23 protein-coding genes are annotated in these 25,536 nt (G+C 55.3%); 11 read left to right on the top strand and 12 right to left on the bottom strand.

The window, feature by feature from the left end; translation table 11 throughout:
- The first annotated feature begins 7 nt into the window (after positions 1–7).
- The 4 genes from ACMGG1_RS10030 (at position 8) to ACMGG1_RS10015 (ending at position 5,160) form a co-directional block, all read left to right on the top strand.
- Positions 8–1,516, top strand: a complete 1,509-nt coding sequence (locus ACMGG1_RS10030) for an ABC transporter substrate-binding protein (RefSeq protein ID WP_414161340.1) — start codon at positions 8–10, stop codon at positions 1,514–1,516.
- Positions 1,516–3,234: an ABC transporter permease subunit gene (locus ACMGG1_RS10025; RefSeq protein ID WP_414161339.1), complete on the top strand. Its 1,719-nt coding sequence runs from the start codon at positions 1,516–1,518 to the stop codon at positions 3,232–3,234. The genes ACMGG1_RS10030 and ACMGG1_RS10025 overlap by 1 nt, the downstream gene beginning before the upstream one ends.
- A 62-nt stretch (positions 3,235–3,296) precedes the next feature.
- Positions 3,297–3,857 carry a 3'-5' exonuclease gene (locus ACMGG1_RS10020; RefSeq protein WP_115058663.1) on the top strand — a complete coding sequence of 187 codons (561 nt, stop codon included), beginning with the start codon at positions 3,297–3,299 and terminating at the stop codon, positions 3,855–3,857.
- A 109-nt stretch (positions 3,858–3,966) separates the two neighbouring features.
- Positions 3,967–5,160, top strand: coding sequence for a multidrug effflux MFS transporter (locus ACMGG1_RS10015; RefSeq protein WP_259217514.1), 1,194 nt, complete (start codon positions 3,967–3,969; stop codon positions 5,158–5,160).
- 3 nt (positions 5,161–5,163) lie between these two features.
- Here ACMGG1_RS10015 and dadX read toward each other — a convergent pair whose 3' ends face one another.
- Together dadX and ACMGG1_RS10005 are read right to left on the bottom strand one after the other, a co-directional pair.
- Positions 5,164–6,237, bottom strand: coding sequence for a catabolic alanine racemase DadX (gene dadX / locus ACMGG1_RS10010; RefSeq protein WP_142815094.1), 1,074 nt, complete (start codon positions 6,235–6,237; stop codon positions 5,164–5,166).
- Between the two features lie 73 nt (positions 6,238–6,310).
- Positions 6,311–7,615, bottom strand: coding sequence for a D-amino acid dehydrogenase (locus tag ACMGG1_RS10005; protein ID WP_259217515.1), 1,305 nt, complete (start codon positions 7,613–7,615; stop codon positions 6,311–6,313).
- Positions 7,616–8,153: 538 nt separating this feature from the next.
- On the opposite strand from ACMGG1_RS10005, the gene ACMGG1_RS10000 reads away from it, so the two are divergent.
- Entirely contained in the window at positions 8,154–9,689 is a 1,536-nt protein-coding gene (locus tag ACMGG1_RS10000) for a SpoVR family protein (protein WP_198639872.1), read from the top strand.
- 63 nt (positions 9,690–9,752) lie between these two features.
- Here ACMGG1_RS10000 and fadR read toward each other — a convergent pair whose 3' ends face one another.
- Positions 9,753–10,472 carry a fatty acid metabolism transcriptional regulator FadR gene (gene fadR, locus ACMGG1_RS09995; protein WP_020827234.1) on the bottom strand — a complete coding sequence of 240 codons (720 nt, stop codon included), beginning with the start codon at positions 10,470–10,472 and terminating at the stop codon, positions 9,753–9,755.
- 243 nt (positions 10,473–10,715) lie between these two features.
- Between fadR and nhaB the strand changes: the two genes are divergently transcribed.
- Positions 10,716–12,287, top strand: coding sequence for a sodium/proton antiporter NhaB (nhaB, locus tag ACMGG1_RS09990; protein ID WP_020827235.1), 1,572 nt, complete (start codon positions 10,716–10,718; stop codon positions 12,285–12,287).
- Between the two features lie 124 nt (positions 12,288–12,411).
- On the top strand, positions 12,412–12,942 hold the full coding sequence (gene dsbB / locus ACMGG1_RS09985) for a disulfide bond formation protein DsbB (protein ID WP_020827236.1): 531 nt from the start codon (positions 12,412–12,414) through the stop codon (positions 12,940–12,942).
- Positions 12,943–13,450: 508 nt separating this feature from the next.
- Here the strand turns inward: dsbB and ACMGG1_RS09980 are convergent.
- Positions 13,451–13,897, bottom strand: coding sequence for a YcgN family cysteine cluster protein (locus ACMGG1_RS09980; RefSeq protein ID WP_020827237.1), 447 nt, complete (start codon positions 13,895–13,897; stop codon positions 13,451–13,453).
- Positions 13,898–14,306: 409 nt separating this feature from the next.
- Here ACMGG1_RS09980 and ACMGG1_RS09975 point away from each other — a divergent pair, with 409 nt between their 5' ends.
- Complete coding sequence (locus tag ACMGG1_RS09975; RefSeq protein ID WP_012145476.1) at positions 14,307–14,555, top strand: CsbD family protein; 249 nt, start codon at positions 14,307–14,309, stop codon at positions 14,553–14,555.
- A 68-nt stretch (positions 14,556–14,623) separates the two neighbouring features.
- Here the strand turns inward: ACMGG1_RS09975 and ACMGG1_RS09970 are convergent, their stop codons facing one another.
- The 3 genes from ACMGG1_RS09970 to ACMGG1_RS09960 all read right to left on the bottom strand — a co-directional run bounded on the left by ACMGG1_RS09970 (position 14,624) and on the right by ACMGG1_RS09960 (position 16,757).
- Complete coding sequence (locus ACMGG1_RS09970) at positions 14,624–15,280, bottom strand: fumarylacetoacetate hydrolase family protein (protein WP_044551811.1); 657 nt, start codon at positions 15,278–15,280, stop codon at positions 14,624–14,626.
- A gap of 83 nt (positions 15,281–15,363) precedes the next feature.
- Positions 15,364–16,428, bottom strand: coding sequence for a lytic murein transglycosylase (locus ACMGG1_RS09965; protein WP_414161338.1), 1,065 nt, complete (start codon positions 16,426–16,428; stop codon positions 15,364–15,366).
- A 56-nt stretch (positions 16,429–16,484) separates the two neighbouring features.
- Entirely contained in the window at positions 16,485–16,757 is a 273-nt protein-coding gene (locus tag ACMGG1_RS09960) for a YcgL domain-containing protein (protein WP_414161337.1), read from the bottom strand.
- A gap of 136 nt (positions 16,758–16,893) precedes the next feature.
- Between ACMGG1_RS09960 and minC the strand changes: the two genes are divergently transcribed.
- From minC to minE, 3 genes are read left to right on the top strand one after another with little or no spacing between them, the layout of a single operon-like run.
- Positions 16,894–17,595, top strand: a complete 702-nt coding sequence (gene minC, locus ACMGG1_RS09955; protein WP_020827241.1) for a septum site-determining protein MinC — start codon at positions 16,894–16,896, stop codon at positions 17,593–17,595.
- Positions 17,596–17,620: 25 nt separating this feature from the next.
- Positions 17,621–18,433 (top strand): septum site-determining protein MinD, encoded by an 813-nt coding sequence (gene minD / locus ACMGG1_RS09950; protein WP_020827242.1) that lies wholly within the window; start codon positions 17,621–17,623, stop codon positions 18,431–18,433.
- Positions 18,434–18,436: 3 nt separating this feature from the next.
- On the top strand, positions 18,437–18,706 hold the full coding sequence (gene minE, locus ACMGG1_RS09945) for a cell division topological specificity factor MinE (RefSeq protein ID WP_012145482.1): 270 nt from the start codon (positions 18,437–18,439) through the stop codon (positions 18,704–18,706).
- A gap of 233 nt (positions 18,707–18,939) precedes the next feature.
- Here minE and rnd read toward each other — a convergent pair whose 3' ends face one another.
- From rnd to ACMGG1_RS09920, 5 genes are all read right to left on the bottom strand, one after another.
- Positions 18,940–20,061, bottom strand: coding sequence for a ribonuclease D (gene rnd / locus ACMGG1_RS09940; RefSeq protein WP_041415435.1), 1,122 nt, complete (start codon positions 20,059–20,061; stop codon positions 18,940–18,942).
- Between the two features lie 89 nt (positions 20,062–20,150).
- Positions 20,151–21,839, bottom strand: coding sequence for a long-chain-fatty-acid--CoA ligase FadD (fadD, locus tag ACMGG1_RS09935; protein WP_046373352.1), 1,689 nt, complete (start codon positions 21,837–21,839; stop codon positions 20,151–20,153).
- 208 nt (positions 21,840–22,047) lie between these two features.
- Complete coding sequence (locus ACMGG1_RS09930) at positions 22,048–22,638, bottom strand: Slp family lipoprotein (RefSeq protein WP_041415437.1); 591 nt, start codon at positions 22,636–22,638, stop codon at positions 22,048–22,050.
- A gap of 101 nt (positions 22,639–22,739) precedes the next feature.
- A complete protein-coding gene (gene tsaB / locus ACMGG1_RS09925; protein ID WP_122080638.1) occupies positions 22,740–23,441 on the bottom strand; it encodes a tRNA (adenosine(37)-N6)-threonylcarbamoyltransferase complex dimerization subunit type 1 TsaB in 702 nt (233 codons plus the stop codon).
- An 80-nt stretch (positions 23,442–23,521) separates the two neighbouring features.
- Positions 23,522–25,426: an ATP-dependent DNA helicase gene (locus tag ACMGG1_RS09920; protein ID WP_046373351.1), complete on the bottom strand. Its 1,905-nt coding sequence runs from the start codon at positions 25,424–25,426 to the stop codon at positions 23,522–23,524.
- Between the last annotated feature and the right edge of the window lie 110 nt (positions 25,427–25,536).

The raw sequence follows: 25,536 nt of genomic DNA, 5'->3' as shown, positions 1-25,536 counted from the left end.
GTTTTGCATGTTCAACCCGCGCTTTATTGGCCCAACCGGCTGCCTGCTCGCCGGCAGTTTGCTGCTCGTCGGCTGCTTTGACCCTGTTGACCCCAAAGAAAGTACCGGCGACGAACGGCGCATCCGACTGGCGATGCTTCAGCCCCCACGCTCCGGGCTCACCCCGTTGAGCGATGACGCGTTTAAACTTTCGCGCTGGAGCACCGCCGAAACGCTGGTGGTGCTGAACGCCGACGGCGACGCTGAACCGGCGCTGGCAACCGAATGGCAACAGCTGGATCAACACCGCTGGCGCTTCGTACTACGATCGGGAGTCAATTTCCATGATGGTAGCGCGATGACCCCGGACAGCGTGGTGCGTTCGCTTTCAGCGGCGATGAACGCCGCCCCCAAACCGCGCATTCTTGACGGCGTCGAATTGGCTATCGTCCCAGAAGGTGATCATGCTGTCGTGATCACAACCGCCGTGCCCGATCCGCTCCTCCCGCAGCGGTTGTCCAGTCCACAATTGGCGATCCTCGCCGAACGGGCCTATGGCGCCAACGGGGTGGTTAATCCCTTGCAGGCCGGAACCGGCGCCTTTGTGCTAACAGAGATCAACGGCACCAGTAGCGCACGTTTAAACCGCTTCGACGGCTATTGGGGCGAGAAAGCGGCCGCCGCAGGAATCGACGTCAACTTTGTCCCGGATAGCGCCGCCCGCGCTGCCGCCCTGCGCACCGGCAGCGCCGATTTGGTAGAGGCGCTGCCAGTCTCGCAGTTACCGTTAATTGCGGCTGAATTGATCCACGAAGTACCCATGCCGCGCACCAATACGCTGTATCTGAACACCCGGGTCGGTGCTTTCCGCGATCCGGCCATGCGCGCCGCCGCCGCCGCGGCGATCCAGCGTCGCCCGTTGGTGGACAACGTTTACGAAGGCCGCGCCGATATTGCCTCCGGGCTGCTGGGGCCAGCCCTGCGTTGGGCCGCGCCGTTGCGCCAGCCGCAACCGACTCTGCCGCCAACCACGGTTGAAGGCAAAACCATCACTCTGGCCACTTTCAGCGATCGCGCCGAGCTACCCGAAGTGGCGGTATATCTGGCGCAGCAACTCAGCGCCGCCGGTTTTGTGGTAAAGCAGGAAGTGCGGGAATATGCGCACATTGAAGCCGATGCGCTGGCGGGTAAATTTGATGCTTTTATCTTGTCGCGAGCCACGGTGCTGGACTCTGGCGATCCACTGGCCTACATGTACAGTGACTTCGCCTGCCGGGGTTCCTTCAATATTGCTCAACTGTGCGATCCGCAGGTGGACGAAGCATTGACTCAGGCCGCAGCCATTCCTGCCGGGTCACAACGACGTCAGGCCATCATCGCGGCAGAAAGCCGCATTCTGGCAACCCATGCGGCGATACCCTTGCTGCATGAACGCGTGATCCAGGGGGAAGCTGCCGTAATGAGGAGCGTAGAACGTGATCCGCGTGAACGCCTGCTGGTGACGCCTCGCAGCTTCATCGCCCCAGAGCAACCTTGATGGAAAAAGCACTCCGGCTATTGCCACTCGCCTCACGCCTGTTCTCGCTGCTGGGGATGATCGTATTGATTGGCCTGATGCCTTGGCTGTCCGGGCGCGATCCTGCGCTCAGCTTGCTGCGGGCGCGTTCGGGTGAACAAGAGGCTACCCCGGAAGCCCTGAATGCCATTCGTCAGCAATATGGCCTGGACGACGGGCCCTTGCTGCTGCTTGGCCGCTGGTTTCACGGCGTGCTGCAGGGTGATGCCGGCAACTCGTGGATTTCCGGTCGCCCGGTGCTGGAAGGCATGTTGCAGGCCACAGGGGTTTCTCTGACGCTGATGGGCTACGCGCTGGCAATCGCAGTAGTGGTGGCGATACTGCTGGCGTTGCCAACCCTGTGGCGCGGCCTGCATGGCGAGAACTACCGTCCCGCAGGCGTGTTGGCGGTGTCCCTGACTGCACTGCCCGAATTTTTGCTGGCGGCGCTGCTGTTGATCCTTGGCGCCGTCTGGCTGCAGTGGTTTCCGCCCTACGGCTGGCAAAGCCTGCAACATGCCATTCTGCCGGCACTGGCCCTGGGCTTACCGGCCGGCGGCCTGCTGGCGCTGTTGCTCAATGACGGCCTGGCCGCAACCTTCTCCGAACGCTGGTTGCTGACCTGGAACCTTGCCGGCATCGCCCGGCGGCATTGCCTGTTGGCCGTTCTGCGCCGCACGCTGCCTGCACTGCTGCCTCAGGTCGGTTTAGTGCTGATTGGACTGACCGGCGGCGCGATCGCCGTCGAGAAAGTGTTCGCCATACCGGGACTTGGCCGGGCAACATTGGGGGCCGCCATCGCTCAGGATCTGCCCGCCTTGCAATGCGGGATCCTGATCCTGTTGCTGCTGGCCTTCGGCACCGGTTTCCTGATGCAGGGAGCCCATTACCTGTTGCTGGGCCGAATAGCCGCCGCATTACCCAATTCAACGCCGCCACAGCACAGCAGCCGGGCGAGTTATATTTTTGCCGCCGTCGCGGCGCTGTTGCTGTGTCTGTTAGTGCTGAGCGGGATCATCCGCGATCCCTTTTCGTCACTGCATATCCGTCTGCAGCCACCCAGCCTGGATCTGCCCTTTGGCGCAGACGCCACCGGCCGGGACATTCTGGCACGTGTCGCCTACGGTGCACTGAATACCAGCCTGTTGGCGCTGGCAGTCAGCTTCGCCTCGCTGTTCCTGGGGATAGTGTTCGGGTTGATGCCTCGCCTGATGTGCGGGATTATTGAGTTGGCAAACGCTACGCCGCCGATAGTCGCAGGGCTGTTGGTCACCGCTGTCACCGGGCCTTCCCCCTTCGGTGCTGCCTGCGCGGTAATGCTGGTCAGTTGGGCGCCGCTGTCCGCTCACTGCGCCTCGCTGTTGGCTGAGGCCCGCACTCAGCCCTATATCCGCATGTTGCCGGTGTTGGGGATCGGCCGCTGTCGTACTCTGACGCACTACCTCTTGCCGGCGCTGTGGGTTCCCCTGCTGCGCCACGCCATGCTGCGCCTGCCGGGTATTGCGCTGGCGCTGGCGGCGCTGGGTTTTCTTGGCCTGGGGCCACAGCCCCCGAGTGCGGAATGGGGACTGGTACTGGCCGAGGGCATGCCCTATATCGAACGGGCGCCGTGGGGCGTTTTGGCGCCAGCGGTAGCTCTGGTGCTGTTGGCCGTGCTGGCTGTCACGCTGGCAAATACCGCCGGCAATCGCCGACGCTGACGGCGCATCCTGATCCGGTTTGTAGTAACATTATTTTTATCTCTACCAGCCGGGAGTCCCCCATGCACCATCTGATGTTAGACATAGAAACGCTGGACATAAAACCGAGCGCGGTGATCCTGGTGGTGGCCGCCGTGTTTTTCGATCCCCAAACCGGCCAACTCGGTGCCGAATTTGAAAATGCCGTCAGCAGCCAAAAAGATCAGCCAGGCAGAACCATCAACCTGGATACCGTCGCCTGGTGGGCCAAGCAGTCAGATGAAGCACGCAAGCTGGCATTTGGCGGCACGGAGAGCCTCAAGCGCACGCTGACCAATTTGAGTCGCTTTATCCATATGAACAGCACTGACCAGGTTAAAGTCTGGGGCAATGGCAAGGAGTTCGACTGCACTATCCTCGAGCATGCCTTTCAGCAACTGGACATGCCCTGCCCGTGGAAGTTTTGGGACACACAGGACGTGCGTACGGTGATCACTCTGGCCGAATTGCTGGGCTTTAATCCGAAAAAAGAACGGGCATTCGAAGGCACACCTCATCGTGCGCTGGACGACGCCAAACATCAGGCCCGCTACGTGGCGGATACCATCTCCGCACTTTACTATCGCAAAGCCGCGTCGCTTTGATTCCAGTAAGTTAGGCATGCCGAAGGTCGGCCGATGTTTTGCCCCTTTCCATTTATCGCCAGAGTCTCTACTCTAGCCCTCTTTGTCACTCGGATGTGCTGTTTTTGTTATGCAAAAATTTCTGTTTCTGCTCCTTAGCCTGGTGCTGCTCGGCCCGCTGGGTATCGATCTTTATCTGCCAACTATCCCGGCCATCGCTCTTGGCCTTAACAGCAGTGAAGCGCTGATCCAGTCCACCATTTCACTGTTCATTTTGGTGCTGGGTCTTGGGCAGATTATTGCCGGGCCACTGGTGGACAACTACGGCCGCAAACCCGTGGCGCTGGCCGGTATCGTCATCTACATGATTGGTGCCGCCATGGCCGCGCTGGCCACCACCCCGACGGTGTTCGTCGCTTCACGTTTGCTGCAGGGCGTAGCGGTCTGCTGCACCGCCGTTGTGGCATTTAGCGGCGTGCGCGATCGGATGAACGGCGACGACGCGGCTCGCGCCTTCGGCTTCCTCAACGGCACGCTTAACATTATTCCCGCACTGGCCCCGCTGCTGGGTGGGTTACTGGCGGAAGCCTTAGGCTGGCGCGCGCCTTTCTGGTTCCTGGTATGTTATGCCCTGGCCGTGCTGGTGTTGATCGCTCTGCGCCTGCCGGAAACCCGCCCGGCAGATACGGTGCGTGTTAAAGGTTTACCGGTACGCCAATATGCTCGCATCCTCAAAGATCGCCGTTTTCTGTCCTTCGCCGTGGTCAACTCCGGCGCGATGGGTATGGCATTGACCTACGTCTCGCTGGCACCCAACGTGCTGATGGGCACCGCCGACCTGACGCCATTGCAATTCTCTCTGGTGTTTGGTGCCAACGGTTTTTGGATCATGCTGGTGAGTTTCTTTGCCAACCGCATCATTCACAAGGTGGGACGCCCGGTGTGTCTGGCAACCGGGGGAATTCTGATGGGTATCGGATGCGTAGGCCTGCTGCTCGGGGTTACCTGGCTTTCCGGCTCGGCGCAAACTCACTGGCTGGCCTATATGCTGCCCGTCGCCAGCGCCTGCGCGGGCTTAGCTTTCGTGATGGGCCCGGCGACCAGTTATGCGCTTGAGCCCTACTCCAACGAGGCCGGTGTCGCTTCTGCGCTGGTAGGTTTTGTGCAGATGGCCGGCGGCGCAGGCCTGGGTCTGTTGGCGATGGCGCTGCCGTTGCAGCCCAAGCTGTCGCTGGCGCTGGTGATGCTGGTAGGTTGCCTGCTGGCGCTGCACGCACGGCAGCGCAGCAAGCAAATCAAGGGGCAACTGAAGAAAATTGCCTGAGGCTCAGGCCTCGGTAACGATAGGCACTCTGGCGGCCAACGCCGTCAGCAATTCATAGCCCAGCGTGCCTGCCGCGGCAGCGACATCGTCAACCGGCAGGCGCCGCCCCCACAACTCCACTTCAGCACCAATATCGGCATGCGGGCAAGGCGTCAGATCGACCGCCAGCATGTCCATCGACACCGTACCCAGCGTTCGCGTCAGCACGCCATCCACCCAGACCGGCGTGCCCGTTTGCGCATGGCGCGGGTAGCCGTCTGCATAGCCGCAGGCTACCACCCCGATGCGTTGTGCACCTTCGGCGCGATAACGCCAGCCATAGCCAACCTGATCGTTCTGTTTTAGCGTTTGAACACCAATAATTTCGCTGCTCAAGGTCATCGTAGGCTGCAGCCCGCTGTCGGCAATATCCTGCGATTGGCCGCTCGGCGAAGCGCCATAGAGAACTATGCCCGGCCGCACCCAACTGCAATGGGTTTCCGGATGCCACAAGGTGGCGGCAGAGTTGGCCAGACAGCGCGGCGCAGTAATGCCCGCCGCCGCTGTCTTAATGGTCGCCATCTGCGCTTCGACGCCCTGTGGACCGTCGGCGGTGGCGAAATGGCTCATTAGCGTCAGGCTGGCAATATTGCTTATCTGCTGAGCTTTCAGCCAAACGGCGTGCAACCGCTCTGGGGCAAATCCCAGACGATTCATGCCGCTGTTCACTTTCAGGTAAACATCCAGCGGTGCCGATAGTTTGGCTTCGGCTATCGCCGCCAGTTGCCAATCGCTGTGCACCGAGGTCGTTAAACGGTAGCGATCCAACAGGGCTAAATCCTGCGCTTTGAAAAAACCTTCCAACAGCAAGATCGGTCCTTGCCAACCTGACTCGCGCAGCATAATCGCTTCGGCGAGATCCAACAGGGCAAAACCATCCGTTTGCGCCATGCTACGCCAAACATGTTTAATGCCATGACCATAAGCATTGGCCTTGACCACTGACCAGACTTTGGCACTTGGAGCACAGCGACGGACCACTTGCAGGTTATTTTCAAAGGCGCCAAGGTGCAGCGTGGCGGTAATCGGGCGAGGCATGGGAACTCCTACGGACCTGCGAATGCGGTCACGGACCTACATCCGCGACCGCAACATTGTCTAATTAAGGTTTTTAACGCGCGTGATGCACATCATTCAAGGGCGCAGTGTAAGCGCTGCGAAATCCGGCGCTGTAGCGCGCTACCGCCAGGTCATCTGACGGAATAGCCGGCGTGATGCCGGAAATCAGATCGGAAAGCAGCTGGCCAGAACCACAGGCCATTGTCCAACCCAGAGTGCCATGCCCGGTATTCAGGAACAGGTTTTTCAGCGAAGTCTTGCCGACAATCGGCGTACCGTCCGGCGTCATCGGACGCAAACCGGTCCAGAAAGTTGCCTCCTCCACCCGCCCACCGTTAGGGTAAAGATCGCGTACCACCATCTCTAGCGTCTCGCGGCGTTTTTGTTCGAGCTGGGTATTAAAACCGACAATTTCCGCCATGCCACCGACGCGAATACGCTGGTCGAAACGGGTGATGGCGATTTTGTAAGTTTCATCCAAAACGGTCGAGAATGGTGCCGCGGCCTCATCCGTAATGGGAATGGTCAGTGAGTAGCCTTTCAACGGATACACAGGGATCGAGACCAGATCGCGCAGCAGCGCGGTGGAATACGAACCAAAGGCCACCACGTAGCTGTCGGCCTTGAAGATCTCCCCGCCACATTGCACGCCGCTGATTTTATCCCCTTCCACCAGCAGGCGATCGACGCTGCGGTTATACAGGAAAGTCACGCCCGCTTGCTGGGCCAGCTTGGCCAACTGCTGGGTGAAGAGTTGGCAATCGCCGGTTTCATCGTTTGGCAGTTGCAGACCGCCGGTCAGCTTATGCGCCACCTGAGCCAGCGCAGGTTCGACGGTGGACAGTTGACTGGCTTCCAACAGTTTGTAAGGCACGCCGGCGTCTTCCAGCACCGCGATGTCCTTGGAGGCGCTTTCAAACTGTTGCTGGGTGCGAAACAGCTGCAGCGTACCGCCCTGACGGCCTTCGTACTGAATGCCGGTTTCCTGGCGCAACGCTTTGATGCAATCGCGGCTGTATTCCGCCAACCGCACCATGCGACCTTTGTTGGTCATGTAGTGTTCGGTGTTGCAGTTTTTCAGCATCTGCCACATCCAGCTCAGCTGGAAACGGCTGCCGTCCAAACGAACCGCCAGCGGCGCATGGCGCTGGAACATCCATTTGATTGCCTTCAACGGTACGCCAGGCGCAGCCCACGGCGCCGCATAGCCCGGCGAGATTTGCCCGGCGTTTGCCGCGCTGGTTTCCATGGCCGGACCAGGCTGACGATCGATTACCGTCACCTCATGCCCCGCCTTCGCCAAATACCAGGCACTGGCAACGCCCACCACCCCACTACCTAAAATTACCACTCGCATCGCTGACTCCAGCTCAAGGCTTCACAAAGCATAATCTTCTGCTCACAGGAAATTAACTCAGTGGAAAAATCCGTCCAACATCTTCATCATCAAACGTGACAACATTCACAATTAATTTATCGTTCATGGCCGGTTCTTTTGCAATAGCTACCTATAAATAGCGATAAGATGTTGTCAAAGGCAGATTAATGAGCGAAACGGCCCCTATTATGCTGTCATTGACAGCATTGAGAGCACCAAGAAAAGCTACAACGCGTAACAAGGTTTTAACAGAACATAAAAATGAAACAGGCCCACAGAAACAGAATAAAAAACCACTTAAAAGCCATTTCATCGAGATAACATTTCATACATATCCGCAGTCGCTTCAGCAGAAAAAACTCGCCCTAAAATGCCCCTGTCGCTTCCTGAGGCGGGAAGGCGACGTCAGATCGTTGAATTTTTAAGCTTTATATCATTATTACCTCTGCCCAGATTGAGCTACGATTGATCTAGGGTCTGCCGTTCGAGCAAGGTCCGTAATAACGAGGGTGCGCTGATGACTACTTCAACACATGAAAAGGTCAAGGAAGATAAACGTCTGAGCGATGGACCGGACTGGACGTTCGAGCTGCTGCAGGTGTATCTGGAGCACATCGATCGCGTAGCCAAACATTACAAGCTCGATACCTACCCGCATCAGATCGAGGTGATTACCTCAGAACAGATGATGGACGCCTATTCGAGCGTCGGCATGCCGATTAACTATACCCATTGGTCATTCGGTAAAAAATTCATTGAGACCGAGCAGCGCTACAAACATGGGCAGCAGGGGCTGGCCTATGAAATCGTCATCAACTCCAACCCTTGCATCGCCTACCTGATGGAAGAAAATACCATCACCATGCAAGCGCTGGTCATGGCGCACGCCTGCTACGGCCACAACTCGTTTTTCAAAAATAATTACCTGTTCCGCAGTTGGACCGACGCCAGTTCGATCGTCGATTATCTGCTGTTCGCCCGCCACTACATCAGTCAGTGCGAAGAACGCTACGGCGTTGAAGAAGTGGAGAAGCTGCTCGATTCCTGCCACGCGCTGATGAACTACGGCGTGGACCGCTATAAACGCCCGCAGAAGATTTCCCTGGTCGAAGAAAAAGCCCGCCAGAAGAGCCGCGAGGAGTATCTGCAAAGTCAGGTCAATACGCTGTGGAAGACCCTGCCGCGGGTAGAACGCGAAGAGGCGCCTGAACAAGCGCGTCGCTATCCAAGCGAGCCGCAGGAGAACATCCTCTACTTTATGGAGAAAAATGCGCCGCTGCTGGAACCCTGGCAGCGTGAGGTGCTGCGCATCGTGCGCAAAGTGAGCCAGTATTTTTATCCGCAAAAACAAACGCAGGTGATGAACGAAGGCTGGGCGACATTCTGGCACTACACCATCCTCAACCATCTTTACGATGAAGGCCGGGTGACCGAACGCTTTATGCTGGAGTTTTTGCACAGCCACACCAACGTGGTGTACCAGCCGCCTTACAATAGTCCTTATTACAACGGGATTAACCCTTACGCGTTGGGCTTTGCCATGTTCCAGGACATCAAGCGCATCTGTCAGTCGCCGACCGAAGAAGATCGCTACTGGTTCCCGGACATTGCCGGTAAAGACTGGCTGGAAACGCTGCACTTCGCCATGCGTGATTTTAAGGACGAAAGTTTTATCAGCCAGTTCCTGTCCCCGAAAATCATGCGTGACTTCCGGCTGTTCACCGTGCTCGATGACGACCGCAATAACTACCTGGAGATTGCGGCGATCCATAATGAGGCGGGCTATCGGGCGATCCGTCAGGAGCTGTCGGCGCAATATAACCTGAGCGACCACGAGCCGAACATTCAGATCTGGAATGTGGATTTGCGCGGCGATCGCTCATTGACGTTGCGTTATATTCCACAAGACCGGGCGCCGCTGGACAAAAGCCGGCGTGAGGTGATGAAACACCTGCATCGCCTGTGGGGCTTCGACATTATTCTGGAACAGCTCAACGAGGATGGCAGCGTCGAGCTGCTGGAACGTTGTCCGCCGCGGGCGACTCCGCTGTAGGATTTAGTGACCATGACAAAGGGGCGCCACTGGCGCCCCTTTTGCGTAATGCGAGAGGTGAAACTAACGGCGGGCTTCGGTCAGATCGCTCGGCATGGTGCCTTGCATGCTCTGCCAGATGGCCCCGCTGTCTTTACCGTAGTTACGCACGCAATCCATCACCTGATCGTACGACTTTTCATGGCACAGCGTCGACAGCTTGCTGTAGAAAGTCAGCGCCAGCTTGCGGGACTCCGGATTTGAGAAGTAGTAACGACCGACACGGGTGTACAGGCCTTTGAGGCCGTTGAAGATCAGACCGTAAATCGGGTTGCCGGAAGCGAATGCGAGACCGCGGAAAATTTCGTAGTCCAACAGGTTGAAAGCGTCCGCCTGATCTTCCACTTGAGTCGCTTTCGCCAAGACTTCCTGAGCAGCCTCAGGATGATTACGCACCGCTGCGCGAATAAAGATTGCGGCAATATTGGTACGAACCGACAGCAAGTTGTCGATCAACTGTGGAACACTTTTGTGATCGAGGCGTGCCACCGTCTCAAGAATATTGAGGCCGGATGTTTCCCAGAAATTATTTACTTTGGTCGGTTTGCCATGCTGAATGGTCAGCCAGCCATCACGGGCCAGGCGTTGTAAAACTTCGCGTAACGTGGTGCGCGTAACACCAATCAATTCTGAAAGCTCACGCTCCGCGGGCAAAATAGAGCCAGGAGGGAAGCGATTATTCCAGATACTCTCGATAATGTATTCTTCCGCGAAACCGGCAGGACTCTGCGCCTTTATGACCATGTGTTTGACGTTCCGTAGCAACGATAATCAGTAATAGTAGTCGGCTGATCATACCAGATCGCCTTGGCATGACATAGCGTGAGCGAAAAACATTAAACGAAAGTGTGCATAAAGTGGCAAAAAACGTGCAAAAACACCGCGTCAGAGAAATTTCACGTCGTAAAGCAAGCCCGTATTGCTTCTGCCCCTGCGGCATTGTTAGGGTAATATGTGACAACTTATTTTCAGGACGTGTAACGCATAATGGAAACGACTTTACGCAGTGCCCTGGTGAAAAACTTCCTCGGGCAATCACCTGACTGGTACAAACTGGCCATCCTCATCTTCTTGTTGGTCAATCCGCTGGTTTTCTTCCTGGTCGATCCCTTCATCGCGGGTTGGCTGCTGGTCATCGAATTTATCTTCACGCTGGCGATGGCGCTGAAGTGCTATCCCCTGCTGCCGGGCGGCCTGCTGGCCATTGAGGCGGTATTGATCGGCATGACCAGCCCCGATCGGGTGGGCGAAGAGATTGCCCATAATCTGGAAGTCCTGCTGTTGCTGATCTTTATGGTGGCCGGCATCTACTTTATGAAGCAGCTACTGCTGTTCGTCTTCACCAAGCTGCTGCTCAATATTCGCTCTAAAATACTGCTGTCTTTAGCCTTCTGTTTTGCGGCAGCATTTTTGTCCGCCTTCCTCGATGCGCTGACGGTGGTTGCGGTAGTCATCAGCGTCGCAACCGGTTTTTATTCGATTTACCACAACGTGGTGTCGAACCCTTCCGGCGGCGCTGCCGACGTCAACGACGACAGCAACCTGGTAAGCGACGATAACAAACAGACGCTGGAGCAGTTCCGCGCCTTTTTGCGCAGTCTGCTGATGCATGCTGGTGTCGGTACCGCGCTGGGCGGTGTGATGACCATGGTGGGCGAACCGCAGAACCTGATTATCGCCAAAAGCGCCGACTGGGGCTTTGTCGACTTCTTCCTGCGCATGGCGCCCGTCACTTTACCGGTATTGATCTGTGGTCTGCTGGTCTGCCTGCTGCTTGAGCGCTTCGGCGTCTTCGGCTACGGAGCAAAACTCCCGGAGCGCGTGCGCGAAGTGCTGACAGAGTTTGACCGCCAGGCGACTGCCGGGCGCAGTAAGCAAGAGCAGGTCAAATTAGTGGTTCAGGCACTTATCGGCGTTTGGCTGATTGTCGCCCTGGCCTTCCATCTGGCGGAGGTTGGCCTGATTGGCCTGTCGGTGATTATCCTCGCCACTTCCCTGTGTGGCGTAACCGATGAGCACGCCATCGGCAAAGCCTTCCAGGAGGCCTTGCCCTTCACCGCCCTGCTGACGGTATTTTTCACCGTGGTGGCGGTGATCATTGAGCAACACCTGTTTACCCCGGTGATTCAATTCGTTTTGCAGGCGGAACCCTCTTCCCAACTTTCGCTGTTTTATCTGTTCAATGGCTTGCTGTCTTCAGTATCCGACAATGTGTTCGTCGGTACGGTTTACATTAATGAAGCGCGCGCCGCATTTGAAAATGGCGCCATTTCCCTGAAGCAGTTTGAAATGTTAGCGGTCGCCATTAATACCGGGACCAATTTGCCGTCGGTCGCCACGCCGAATGGCCAGGCCGCCTTCCTGTTCTTGCTGACCTCCGCACTGGCCCCCCTGGTACGTTTATCCTATGGGCGAATGGTATGGATGGCATTGCCTTATACTGTGGTATTAACCCTGGTTGGTCTGTTGTGCGTACAGTTCACCCTGGCGCCCGTGACCGACCTGCTGACCCAGTGGCATTGGCTGACGCTGCCGTCGCTCGAAGCCGCTGCACACTAACCCTGTAAACCCGCTCCGCTGTCAGCGACTATTTTTGTGCTGAATCCGGCTCAGGTGGCTGGCAGCGGGGTTGAATTGGTTTACACTGCCAGTTCAATTGCTTACTGCATGGAAGAATAAATATATGTTGCAATTCTTTAACCGCTGCTCACAGGGGCGCGGTGCTTGGCTGTTGATGGCCCTGACTGCGCTGGCGCTGGAATTAGTCGCACTCTACTTTCAGCACGTAATGCTGCTGCAACCCTGTGTCATGTGCATTTACGAACGCTGCGCGCTGTTTGGTATTCTCGGTGCCTCGCTGCTGGGTGCCATCGCGCCGAAAACGCCGTTGCGTTATGCCGCTATTCTGCTGTGGATTTACAGTGCCTGGGAAGGCCTGCAGCTGGCATGGAAACACACCATGATCCAACTGCACCCTTCGCCGTTTAATACCTGCGATTTCTTCGTCAGCTTCCCGTCCTGGCTGCCGCTGGACAAATGGCTGCCTGCGGTGTTCCACGCATCTGGCGACTGTTCGGTACGCCAATGGGAATTCTTGACGCTGGAAATGCCGCAGTGGCTGGTTGGCATCTTTGCAGCTTATTTGTTGATTGCTATCGTTGTGCTGCTGGCGCAATTTGTCCGCCCACGCCGCCGCGATCTGTTTGGCCGCTGAGCATGACAGCATGAAAAACGGCGCCTCAGGGCGCCGTTTTTCATCGAGTGACTGATGATCTTCAGAGGTAATGCGAGATTAGGTATGTGTAAGGTAATAAACGAGCACTATTAGTGCTCCAGCTATGGCAAACAGGCGTATCATTTTCATTATTTTACTCTCGAAACTTAGCGTGAGAGCGCTCAAACTACCTAACATCAGGTTTAAAAAGAAGCATCTGGGCAGGATTTGACGCGTAATTTACATAACATTAAGTTAGAAGAGTAAAATGTCTTATCTACGAAAGCCTCGCTTCACTTTTTCGGTCTTACCTCACAAAAATTCTGGCGCAACGATTTTCCTCGCCACTCACTTCATACAAAAAAATTCATCATAGCGATGCATTATTGCATCGATATTTTGATGAAGTTTTATCAGAGAATCCCTATAATATCCGCAAGTTAATATTTAACGATTTCCCTGGTGTTGTTGTGTGTCTTGCCCCTCATCTTTGCAGGGGCTTTTTTCCTTATCTCGCCCAGCTCGGTTTGTTCAAGATGTGATCCTGCCAGTCCACCACTTCACTTTCCCGCACCGCAATATGCCGTACCGTAATACGCTCACCGTGCATCGCAGCTTTAGAACCGCTGACCAGCGGGTGCCACGCAAACAGCGGCTTGCCTTCACCAATCAAACGGTATGCGCAGGTCGGCGGCAGCCAATCGAAGGTGGTGAGGTTTTCACGCGTCAGTTTGATGCAGTCCTCTTCCAGCTCAAAGCGGCGCTCATAGTTGCGGCACTGGCACGACTTAATATTCAGCTGGTTACAGGCTACGTTGGTGAAATAAATCTCGTCGGTATCTTCGTCGATCAGCTTATTCAGACAGCATTGCCCACAACCGTCGCACAGCGATTCCCACTCTTGTTCTGACATTTCCGCCAGCGTTTTTTGTTGCCAAAAAGGGGTTTGTGACATGTTCGCGTCCGGTATAGGTAAATGAATAGATAACCTGCAAGCAGGTTTTGAGGGTGCACTATATAGATATCCCAGCCAAATGGAAAGGCTGAAAACACAATATAATCATAGCGATAACAATATGTTCGCTTAAAAAAAACGCTATTTAAAACAACGATATTCAACATTTTCGGCCAGTATTATCAGGCCGTTACCCTTGATGCTGAAAGGGATAAAACACACCAAGCATGTCGTCTAATTATACGTACAAAACTCAGGTCTATCATCCTTTCGTTTCCCTCTCATCCATATCCCTGTTCATCATTATTCACGGGTAAGATTCATCTCATAAAGCACATTTTGCCGCCAAGAAGCGCATATCCCTGCTATGTTTAATGTTCGCCTTTTGAATGAAGATAAGGAACCAAGTATGTTTGGGAAAGCAGAAGACAAAGTAAATGAAGCTGCCGGCGCCGTTGAAGAAGCTTTTGGTAAAGCAACGGACTCACCGGATCATCAAGTCAAAGGCGCAGCCCGCAAATATGCCTCTCAGGCCAGTTACGCGGCTCGAGATGCTGCCGATACGGTGCGGACTCAGGTTGAATCTAACCCGCTGGCCGGCGTAGCCATCGCCGCCGCCGTCGGGATTGTTTTCGGTTTCTTACTGGGCCGTAAATAAGCGTTTTGACCTATCGTCACCGAAAAAAAGGCCCTGCGGGGCCTTTTTTATTGCGTTTTACCCAGGTTTCAAATCACGCGTGTGGTCAGTGATTTACCGTTGAGGGTGACTTTCAGCATGTCGCCAGAGCTCATCGGGCCGACGCCCTGCGGCGTGCCGGTAAGGATAATGTCGCCTGCGCGCAACGTGAAAAAGCGGCTCATATAGCTGATCAACGGCAGGATCGGCGTGATCATGTCGCGAGTATTGCCTTGTTGTCGCACCTGGTCATTGACCGTCAGGGACAGCTCCGCATTTTGCGGATCGCCAAACTCCGCTACCGGTATAAACCCGGATATCGGGCAAGAACCGTCGAAACCCTTGGCTTTTTCCCAAGGCTGTCCCGCCTTCTTGAAGCCCGCCTGCAGTTCCCGCAGCGTCAGATCAAGCGCAACACCGTATCCGGCGATGGCACGCGCCACGCGATCTTCATTAGCCTGCTTTAGCGGCGTACCGATCAGCACAGCCAGCTCCACTTCATGATGTACCGAACCAAACTCTTTGGGGATCGCCACCGGCTGGCGAATATCGCACAGCGCCGTTTCAGGCTTGATAAACACTACCGGCTCTGCCGAGGTTGCACTGCCCATTTCCTTGATGTGATCGGCGTAATTACTGCCGACGCAAACCACTTTATTTACCGGAAAATCAAGTAATGAACCCTGCCAGTCTCTATGTTGATACATACCGCCTCTCCCTACAATCATGTAGGGGCTTAGCATGCTAAGCCCGTTATTCCACGCGCTGGTGGAGGCACCGCAGCCTTTTTCTATTGCCCGATACCGTCAGCCATCATACCCACACCGATCGCAAAATAGTAAGAGCGATTCCAGTGCATAATCGTGCGGAAATTATCATAAACCAGGAATGCCCGGCCCTGCATGTCATCCGGTGTGATCAGCCAACTTCGCAGGCTGGAATGCGGCAGCGCTGAACCATCCGGACGCCGCACCCCGCGTTTTTGCCATTCATTGACGCTGTGCGCCTGGCTATCCTTTAGCCCCACAGCCTCGGTGCTGAAGCCGGCAGGCAACCTGACCTCTCTGCCCCAACCCACACCACGCTGCCAGCCTTCGCTCGACAGATAGCGGGCCGTAGAGGCAAAGACATCGTCAACGTTGTTCCAGATATCAATGCGGCCGTCACCGTCGCCGTCCGCAGCATAGTTAAGGAACGACGTCGGCATAAATTGGCATTGCCCCATGGCACCGGCCCAGGAGCCTTTCAACTGCTCGCGGCTTACATGACCCTGCTCGAGGATTTGCAGCGCCGCCATCAGCTGTTGACTGAAGAACGCCTCGCGTCGCCCTTCAAAAGCCAAGGTGGCGAGCGCAGATATCACATCTTCACGCCCCTGGATTTTGCCGAAGGCGCTTTCCATGCTCCACAGTGCCACAACATAACGTCCCGGCACGCCGTAGTGCGCGGTGAGCCGCGAAAGCTTAGGATGATACTGCTGATATAGCGCACGGCCTTGTGCGATCTTGGCGGGTGGCAATACGCGTTTGAGGTAGTCGTCCAGCGTGATTTTCTTTTCCGGCTGATTACGGTCAGCCTTGATCACCCGATCGACAAAATGCACGTCGGTGAAAGCACTGTCGACAATCGCCGGGCTGATGCCCTGCGCCAGCGCCTGGCGCTTTAACTGTTCAACGTAGGCCGGGAACTGCGCAGGATCGCGACCCGTTTCAGAGAGTCGGCTCTGAGCCGCAGGAGTAGCTGTGCCCGACGAAGCTTCCGACGCCGATGTGGCCCCTTGCGCCATCGCCTGTTGGCCGACTGTGCATCCTAACGTCAACAGCGTCGATAGCAGGGTTATTGCCGACAATCTCATCACGCGGCTCCTTTATCAGTTTTGAGCGCTTCCAGCCTCTCCTACATCTTCGCAGGTTATTTTTTGTCGCCAGACAAATGCTGGTTTAATAAATTTTCCAACGGCGGGGGGACCTGAAGATAAAACCCTTCTTCTTTCAGGGCTTCTTTCACTTTCTCAATATCCGCCGAGGCTAACTTTTCCCGCTCTTCAAGGGAAAGCACCATTGCCAATTGCGGCGTACCGAAACTTTTCATCAGATCTTCCGGCACACGGGAGAAATCGTCTTTTTTTTCGACATAAAGATAAGTTTGATCGCGTTTAGAACTTCTATAGATCACACAAAGCATGTTTTTAACTCTATTTAATTGGGGCAGCGTCTTGCCTGGATATAACTCTGACTATAACATGCTTATAGTACTTCGGAATATCGCACCCCGATTGGTATTCCGGGGATTTAAAGTTGCTGAGACTGAGTCAGGATAGATGTCACAATCGCCAATTGAGCTAAAAGGCAGCAGTTTTACCCTATCGGTTGTTCATTTGCATAATTCGGAACCCGAGGTAATACGTCAGGCGTTACTGGAAAAAGTAGAGCAAGCGCCCGCTTTTTTGAAAAACGCCCCTGTTGTTATCAACGTTGCAACGCTGAACGGCGACGCAAACTGGAAAGAACTTCAACAGGCTGTCACGGCAGCAGGTCTGCGCGTTGTGGGTATCAGCGGTTGCAGAGATGAGCGGCAGAAACGCGCAATAACCCGTGCCGGGCTGCCGTTGCTGAACGAAGGCAAAGGCCAAAAGATGGCCACACCGGAACCGGCGCCTGCGCCAGCCCCGGTGGTGGATCCCAACGCCCCCGCCAAGACGCGCATCATCAGTACCCCTGTCCGTTCCGGCCAACAAATTTATGCCCGCAACAGCGATCTGATAGTGACCAGCAGCGTTAGCGCCGGCGCTGAATTAATTGCCGATGGCAACATTCACGTCTACGGCATGATGCGCGGTCGTGCGCTGGCCGGTGCATCAGGTGATACACAGTGCCAGATTTTTTGCACGCACCTGGGTGCTGAGCTAGTCTCTATCGCAGGGCAGTACTGGTTGAGCGACCAAATCCCGTCCGACTATGTCGGGCAGGCAGTACGACTCAGCCTGTTGGATAACGCTTTAACCATACAACCTTTAAATTAAGCCCTTTTGACAAGGAATCCATTTCATGGCACGCATTATTGTTGTTACATCGGGTAAAGGGGGCGTTGGCAAGACCACTTCAAGCGCGGCCATCGCTACCGGTTTAGCCCAAAAAGGAAAGAAAACCGTAGTGATCGATTTCGATATCGGCCTGCGTAATCTTGACCTGATCATGGGCTGCGAACGCCGGGTTGTTTACGATTTCGTTAACGTGATTCAGGGTGATGCCACACTGAATCAGGCGTTGATCAAAGACAAGCGCACCGAAAATCTGTTTATCCTGCCAGCTTCGCAAACGCGTGACAAAGACGCGTTAACCCGCGAAGGCGTTGAGAAGATCCTCAACGACCTGGGCGAAATGGATTTTGATTTTGTGGTTTGTGACTCTCCGGCGGGCATCGAAACCGGCGCACTGATGGCACTGTATTTTGCTGATGAAGCCATCATCACCACCAACCCGGAAGTCTCCTCGGTACGTGACTCTGACCGTATTCTGGGCATTTTGTCTTCCAAATCTCGCCGTGCCGAGAGAGGCGAATCGCCAATCAAGGAACACCTGCTGCTGACCCGCTACAACCCAGGTCGCGTCAGCCGTGGCGACATGCTGAGCATGGAAGACGTGCTGGAAATTCTGCGCATTCCATTGGTCGGCGTTATCCCGGAAGACCAATCCGTACTGCGCGCATCCAACCAGGGTGAACCGGTGATCCTCGACGCCGAGTCGGATGCCGGCAAAGCCTATGACGATACCGTTAGCCGCCTGTTAGGGGAAGAACGCCCCTTCCGCTTCATTGAAGAAGAGAAGAAGGGTTTCCTGAAACGCCTTTTTGGGGGATAAACCATGGCATTACTAGACTTCTTTCTGTCCCGCAAAAAGCAGACAGCCAATATAGCCAAGGAACGGCTGCAGATTATCGTCGCAGAGCGTCGTCGCGGGGACAGTGAGCCCCCGTATCTGCCTGATTTGAAACGCGATATTCTGGCGGTAATTTGCAAATATATTCAAATCGACCCTGAAATGCTGCACGTGCAGTTTGAGCAGAAAGGGGATGATATTTCGGTACTTGAACTCAACGTGACATTACCGGAATCGGAAGAAGTAACTAAATGAGTGTGACGCACTAATTACCCCCTGTATATTTTCTTGCAGGGGGTAACTGTATGCATAACCAGTTATTGAGATAAAAATCGCCTAATAATCGTTTTTAGCCTTTGGGATTAATCTCAATTAATCTTGCGTCACTGTTGTTTAAAGTAAATGCTGTCGGTAAGTGTTGTTATGGTTATTTCTAATAAATAATCGGAGCAGCGTTTCCTTACCCTGCCCCAAGTTTTACCACTCGATTAATAATCCTTCAAAATAGCCTGCAGTGGCGCCGCCAATAAATCACCGCGCCAACCGCTGATTAATTCTGGCAGGCTGTCAGCACCCTTCAATTTCCAATGCCAATTCAGCAGTTGGTTAATCTGTCGGCGCGATGCCAGTAATTCACTGCTCAACCCGCTTTGCTCACTGACAATGACGATCGCCGCCTTGATATCCTTGAACACTTTCTTGTAGCCCGGCTGATCGATCAGGTTCGACAACGGTGCTGGCAGTGCAGCCTCATCCAGCTCATTAGCCTCTGCCACCAGCGCCAACAGCGTTTTACCGTGATAACGAATTTCCGGACCGCTCAGGCCCAGAGAGTCCAATTCCCCCAGCGATGTCGGCATATGTCGCGCCACCTGCCAAAGGTTTTCCTCACGTACCACGAAGTTTACCGCCAGATCGCGCTCACGCGCCTGACGCAGGCGCCATTCAGCCAGCTTCTGCAAGCAGCCCAACTGACGCGGACGCAGTTGCCAGGCATTGGTGATTTCACGGTAGGCCAATTCTGGCGCCAGCGTCTCGCTACGGCGTTGGCATAGCAACAGGCATTCATTATTAGCGGCAGCCGTCCAACCGGCCTCTTCAGTTTCCTGAACCAGGCGTTTGGCCATCGGCAGCAGATAGAACACGTCAGCCGCCGCATAGACGCACTGTTTTTCCGTCAGCGGACGCGCCAGCCAGTCGGTGCGGGCTTCGCTTTTATCCAACTCCACCTGCATATACTCCGCCACCAGGGTCGCAAAACCGCAAGACAGCGGTCGACCGGTGAAGGCCGCCAGAATTTGGGTGTCCACCATCGGAGTCGGCAGCGTTTTGAACGCGTTGAGGAACACTTCCAGATCCTCACTGCCGGCGTGCAGGAACTTCACAATCTGAGTATTACTCAGCAGCTCGATAAACGGCTGCCATTGCTTGATTGGCAGGGGGTCAATCAGGGAGAGTTGTTCACCGTCGTATAACTGAATCAGGCCTAACTGCGGATAATAGGTGCGCGTTCTGACAAATTCGGTGTCCAGCGCTATCTGGGCATGCTTTTTCGCCTGCTCGCAGACCTGCTGCAATCCGGCATCGGTAGTGATCAACTGATAGTTCAAAACGTCATTCTCTTGGTCGCTTTCATGATTCAAACACAACAACGCCGGCATTCACCGGCGTTGTTGATCTGTAAGGCGTGGATGATAACCTAGGCGGCATCGGCCGCTGCAGGTTTTTTCTGCTCATCACGCAGTTCTCGCCGCAAAATTTTACCGACGTTAGACTTCGGCAACTCGTCACGGAACTCAACAATTTTAGGCACTTTATACCCGGTAAGCTGCCGACGACAATGGGTCAACAGCTCTTCTTTGGTCAGCGAAGCGTCTTTCTTCACCACGCAAATTTTAACCGTCTCACCGGTTACCTCATTCGGCACGCCAATCGCCGCGCATTCCAATACTTTCGGATGCTGACTGACCACATCTTCAATCTCGTTCGGGTATACGTTAAACCCGGAAACCAGGATCATGTCCTTCTTCCGGTCGACGACGCGGACAAAGCCCATATCGTCCACTGTAACGATATCGCCGGTCGCGAGCCAGCCATCTTTCAATACTTCATCGGTGGCATCCGGCCGCTGCCAGTAGCCTAACATAACTTGCGGTCCTTTGACCCACAGTTCACCCGGCTCACCAACCGGCACGTCCTGACCGTTATCGTCCACCAGTCGAATATCCGTCGAGGGTACAGGCAAACCGATACTGCCGCTGTAGTGTTTCAGATCGTAAGGGTTACCGGAGACCAGCGGCGCACATTCCGTCAGGCCGTATCCTTCCAGCAAGTGCTTACCGGTGGTTTTCTCCCACTTGTCCGCCACCGATTTCTGTACTGACATGCCGCCGCCGACGGAAAAACGCAGCGTGGAGAAATCCAGCTTGTGGAAGTCCTCGTTGTTCAATAGCGCATTGAACAGGGTGTTCACCCCACTCATGGCGGTGAACGGATATTTGCCCAGCTCTTTCACCAGCCCCGGAATGTCGCGTGGGTTGGTGATCAGCAAATTGCGCCCACCCAAATCGATAAACAGCAGGCAGTTCACCGTCAGCGCGAAAATGTGATACAGCGGCAGCGCCGTTACCACCAACTCCTGCCCTTCACGAAACAGCGGCAAATAGGCAGCTTTAGCCTGCTCCAGGTTGGCCTGCATATTACGGTGCGTTAGCATCGCGCCTTTGGCCACACCGGTAGTCCCACCGGTATACTGCAGGAACGCCAAATCGGTGTTGATAATATCGGGTTTAACATACTGTTGGCGACGCCCGCGCTGGAGCGCACTGCGAAAAGAAACGGCAGCCGGCAAATGGTATTTCGGCACCAGCCGCTTGATGTATTTGACGACGAAGTTAACCAGCGTGCCTTTGGCGGCGGAGAGCTGATCGCCCATACGCGTCAGGATCACATGCTTGACCTGGGTGTTGAACACCACTTTTTCCAGCGTGTGAGCAAAGTTGGAGACGATCACGATGGCACTTGCGCCACTGTCGTTCAGTTGATGTTCCAATTCACGTGGCGTATACAGCGGGTTAACGTTCACCACCACCATACCCGCACGTAAGATACCAAACAGCGCGATGGGATACTGCAACAGGTTCGGCATCATCAGAGCAACGCGGTCGCCTTTCTGCAGCCCCAGCTCATTTTGCAGGTAAGCCGCGAAAGCCCGACTACGTTCTTCCAGCTTGCGGTAGGTCATCACCTCACCCATGTTAATGAAAGCCGGTTGATCTGCGTAGCGCTGAACCGCATTTTCAAACATTTCGACCAAAGATGAATAACGATCGGCGTCGATCTCTGCCGGAACATCCGCCGGGTAACGTTTTAACCAGACCTTATCCAAGGTATTACTCCTGAAATTATTATTCATTATCATCATCGCAGCCCCCAAATATGCAGCCAAACCATAACAATATTTTAACTCAGCAGACCAGTTTGAGTTTTAAACAATATTCAGGTTGCGATGTACGTCACTAATTGGCGGTCATTCCCTACGCCAAAAGAATAAGGCGGCCGGAGCCGCCCTATTAAAATTTAACAACCAGCAAGCATTACTCGGTAACGATGGTTTGCACCTGCACTGGGCCAGGGTTGTACCAGCCATACCCCACGCCCCAACCGGGGCCCCAGGTACCGCTACGCCAGCCCCAGGGGCCCATCGGCGCCGGTGGCATCATCACCTGCTGAGACAGATGCCAGCGTTTGTAGCCAGTGGCATTCATGGTAACAAACTTGTACGGTGTCATGCCGATCTTGCCGTCTTTCACGCCGGTGATTGGCCCAACTACCGTCACTAACTGGCCCTTAAAATCAACCGGTTCCAGGAAGCCATTAACCGAGGCTATCAGACGACCCCGTGACGGCTCACCCAATATCGGCCGGGCGCCGGAATCGAGCGGCACGGCCGCAATTTCCAGTAACGTGCGCCCCTGCTCATTGGCAACGTTCACAACGGTACCGCCAAAGCGAGCTTCAGCGCCGACAAACAGGTTCGGCGCATTCTGTACCGAAGACAGCTGCTGCACCGGCGTTGCCGTGCTGCCTTTAATCGCATCAGGCACGGTTACGCAACCTGACAGCGCCAGCACGCTGCCGGCAATAGCCAGCAGCGACATTTTTTTACAAACAGTGCGGGTTAACATCGTCGCAATCTCCTGAAATGGCTGTAACTTTGACATCAATTCACGGAGCAAGTTGCAGATCATTCCTGTCCCTATTGCCGCCAAAGCACAATAGGTTGCGGCTATTCGCGCCCCGGCAATTTTTTCCAGGTGACTTCATTACGCAAATAGGTCGGCTCGGCATTTTCTACCGCCACCGCCAAACCCTGTTGCCAGGCATGCAGCGCCAACGGCAGCATATCTTCCGCCTGCGGTAACAACATTTGCCCATCGCTCAGGGTTAACGTGGAACCGGCAACCAAATCCGGATAGGTTTGCCAGCCGGTGCCGACATGCGCCCAGTGGCCTTGCAGACCTTGCGCACGCACCAGCGCCTGCGCCGGGGTAAGTACCGCTTCACCTTCACTTTCAAGCCAGTTACCGTCTTGCTGGCGTTCAAACTGACCCCAGTAGACTTCGCCCATACGCGCATCTATCGCCGACAGCACACGCTCAGCCCCGGTGAGTCGCCAGGCGCCCTGCGCCATGGTTTGCAGCGTGGAAACGCCCAGCAAGGGCAAGTCGGCGCCCAGCGCCAAGCCCTGAGCAATGCCAATGCCGATACGCACGCCGGTAAAGCTGCCTGGCCCACGGCCAAAAGCCAGCGCATCGAGCTGGCCAAGGGTGACCCCGGATTCCGCCAGCACCTGCTGCACCATAGGTAAAATACGTTGCGTATGCTCACGTGGGCACAGCTCAAACAGGGCGTGGATTTCGCCTTGATTCCAGATGGCAACGGAACAGGCTTCCGTCGCTGTATCGATCGCTAAAATTCGCGTGGACATGCCAACCTCAGGCGGGAAAAAAACAGGGTTTTTCATACAGGGCGCGCATTGTAGCACAGCCCTGGGGTCACGCCTATCCGCTAGCGATCTGCCTGCAGGAAGGCAATCGCCTGGGCGATATCGCGGGTACGCGGCGTCGGCGGCAGGCTATTGAGGAAAACTTCACCATAGGGGCGCATCACCAACCGATTGTCGCAAATCACCAGCACGCCGCGGTCGTCGGTATCGCGGATCAGGCGTCCAACCCCCTGTTTCAGGGTAATGACCGCGTCCGGAAGTTGCACATCGTTGAATGGGTCGCCGCCACGTAATCGGCAGTCTTCAATCCGGGCTTTCAACAACGGATCATCGGGTGAGGTAAACGGCAGTTTGTCGATAATCACGCACGACAATGCATCGCCGCGTACATCTACCCCCTCCCAGAAGCTGCTGGTCGCCACCAACAGGGCATTGCCGGCCTCGACAAACTGAGCCAGCAACTGCCCCTTGCTGGTTTCCCCCTGCAACAACACCGGCAAGGTCATGGTGGCACGGAACTCTTCCGCCAATTCCCGCATCATCTGGTGCGAAGTACAAAGGAAGAAGCAGCGGCCGTTATTGGCTTCAATCAGCGGCCGTAGCATGCGTGCCAATTGCCGCGCGCCGCCAGGCTGGTTTGGTGAGGGTAAAAAGCGCGGTACGCACAGCAAGGCCTGTTTGGCGTAATCGAATGGGCTGGCCAGCAGCAGCGTTTTGGCCTTATTCAACCCCAGACGCTCGGTAAAGTGGCCCATCTGCTCGTTAACCGACAGCGTTGCCGAGGTGAAAATCCAGCTGCCCGGTTTTTCATCCAGCAACTCACGGAAACGATCGGCCACCGTCAGCGGCGTCAACGCCAATACAAAGTGACGCGAGTTGCACTCATACCAATAGCTGAACCCCGGTTCATTGACCTCTTTCAAACGTTTGAGACGGGCACGATATAACGTAGCGCGTTCAAAAGCCGCGTCCAACAAGGCCGAACGGCCAAGGGAAAGTTTGACCACGTCATAACACAGCTCCAGCGCATCATCGAGCAGCAGCAAGGCGCGTTGTACATTGGGCTGGCTCAGCACCTCACGCAGGTTGCCGCGAAACCCTGGTTCTCCCAACATCAAACGAAAATCCTGCGTGCTTTGGCTGAGGCGGTCGGCGCTTTTTTGCAGCTGTGCGGCATCGCGCACTTCGGTGCGATAGGCAATGGAAATGTCTTTGGCCAGGTCCAGCAGTTGACGACTGGTCAGTTGCTTACCGAAATACTGGCTGGCGATATCCGGGATCTGATGCGCTTCATCGAAGATCATCACATCGGCCTCAGGGATCAGTTCGGCAAAGCCGCCCTCCTTCACCACCATATCGGCCAGGAACAGATGGTGGTTCACCACCACCACATCGGCATCCATCGCACGACGACGCGCTTTGACCACAAAGCAATCTTTATACAAAGGGCAATCGCTGCCCAGGCAGTTGTCGTTAGTGCTGGTCACCAGCGGCCAAACAAAGCTGTCTTCCGCCACGTCGCTGCAACTGCTGATGTCGCCCTCTTTGGTCATGGACGACCATTTGCGCAGATGGACCAGATCGATCAGCGTTTGCCCGGCCAACTCGCCGCCCGCCATCGACTGTTGCTCCAGACGTTCCAGACACAGGTAATTGGAGCGCCCTTTCAGCAGCGCCATCTTGCCTTTGTACTTCAGTGCCTTGGCCACGGTGGGCAAATCGCGTGCATAAAGCTGATCCTGCAACGCTTTTGACCCGGTGGAAATAATCACTTTGCGATCGGCCCGCAGTGCCGGCACCAGATAGGCGTAGGTTTTGCCGGTACCGGTGCCCGCTTCGACCACCAGTTCCTGCTTGAAATTAATGGCTTCGGTGACCGCTTCCGCCATCTGCCGCTGTGCTTCACGCGGTTTGAAACCCTTGATTGCCTGCGCCAGGGCGCCGTCTGTTGCGAAATCGTCTGCCACGCTATCTCTCTGCCGATGTAATTCAGCGCTAATTATGCCTATCCTGCCGCGTGGCTACCACCGACTTTATCGTCACACATTTCTGCCGATGGCTGTGTTACCCTTAACGC

This window comes from Serratia sp. BNK-12 (assembly GCF_047456085.1).
GTDB lineage: Bacteria > Pseudomonadota > Gammaproteobacteria > Enterobacterales > Enterobacteriaceae > Serratia > Serratia liquefaciens.
Note: the sequence above shows the minus strand (reverse complement) of the source record. Positions and strands in the feature narration are given on the sequence as shown.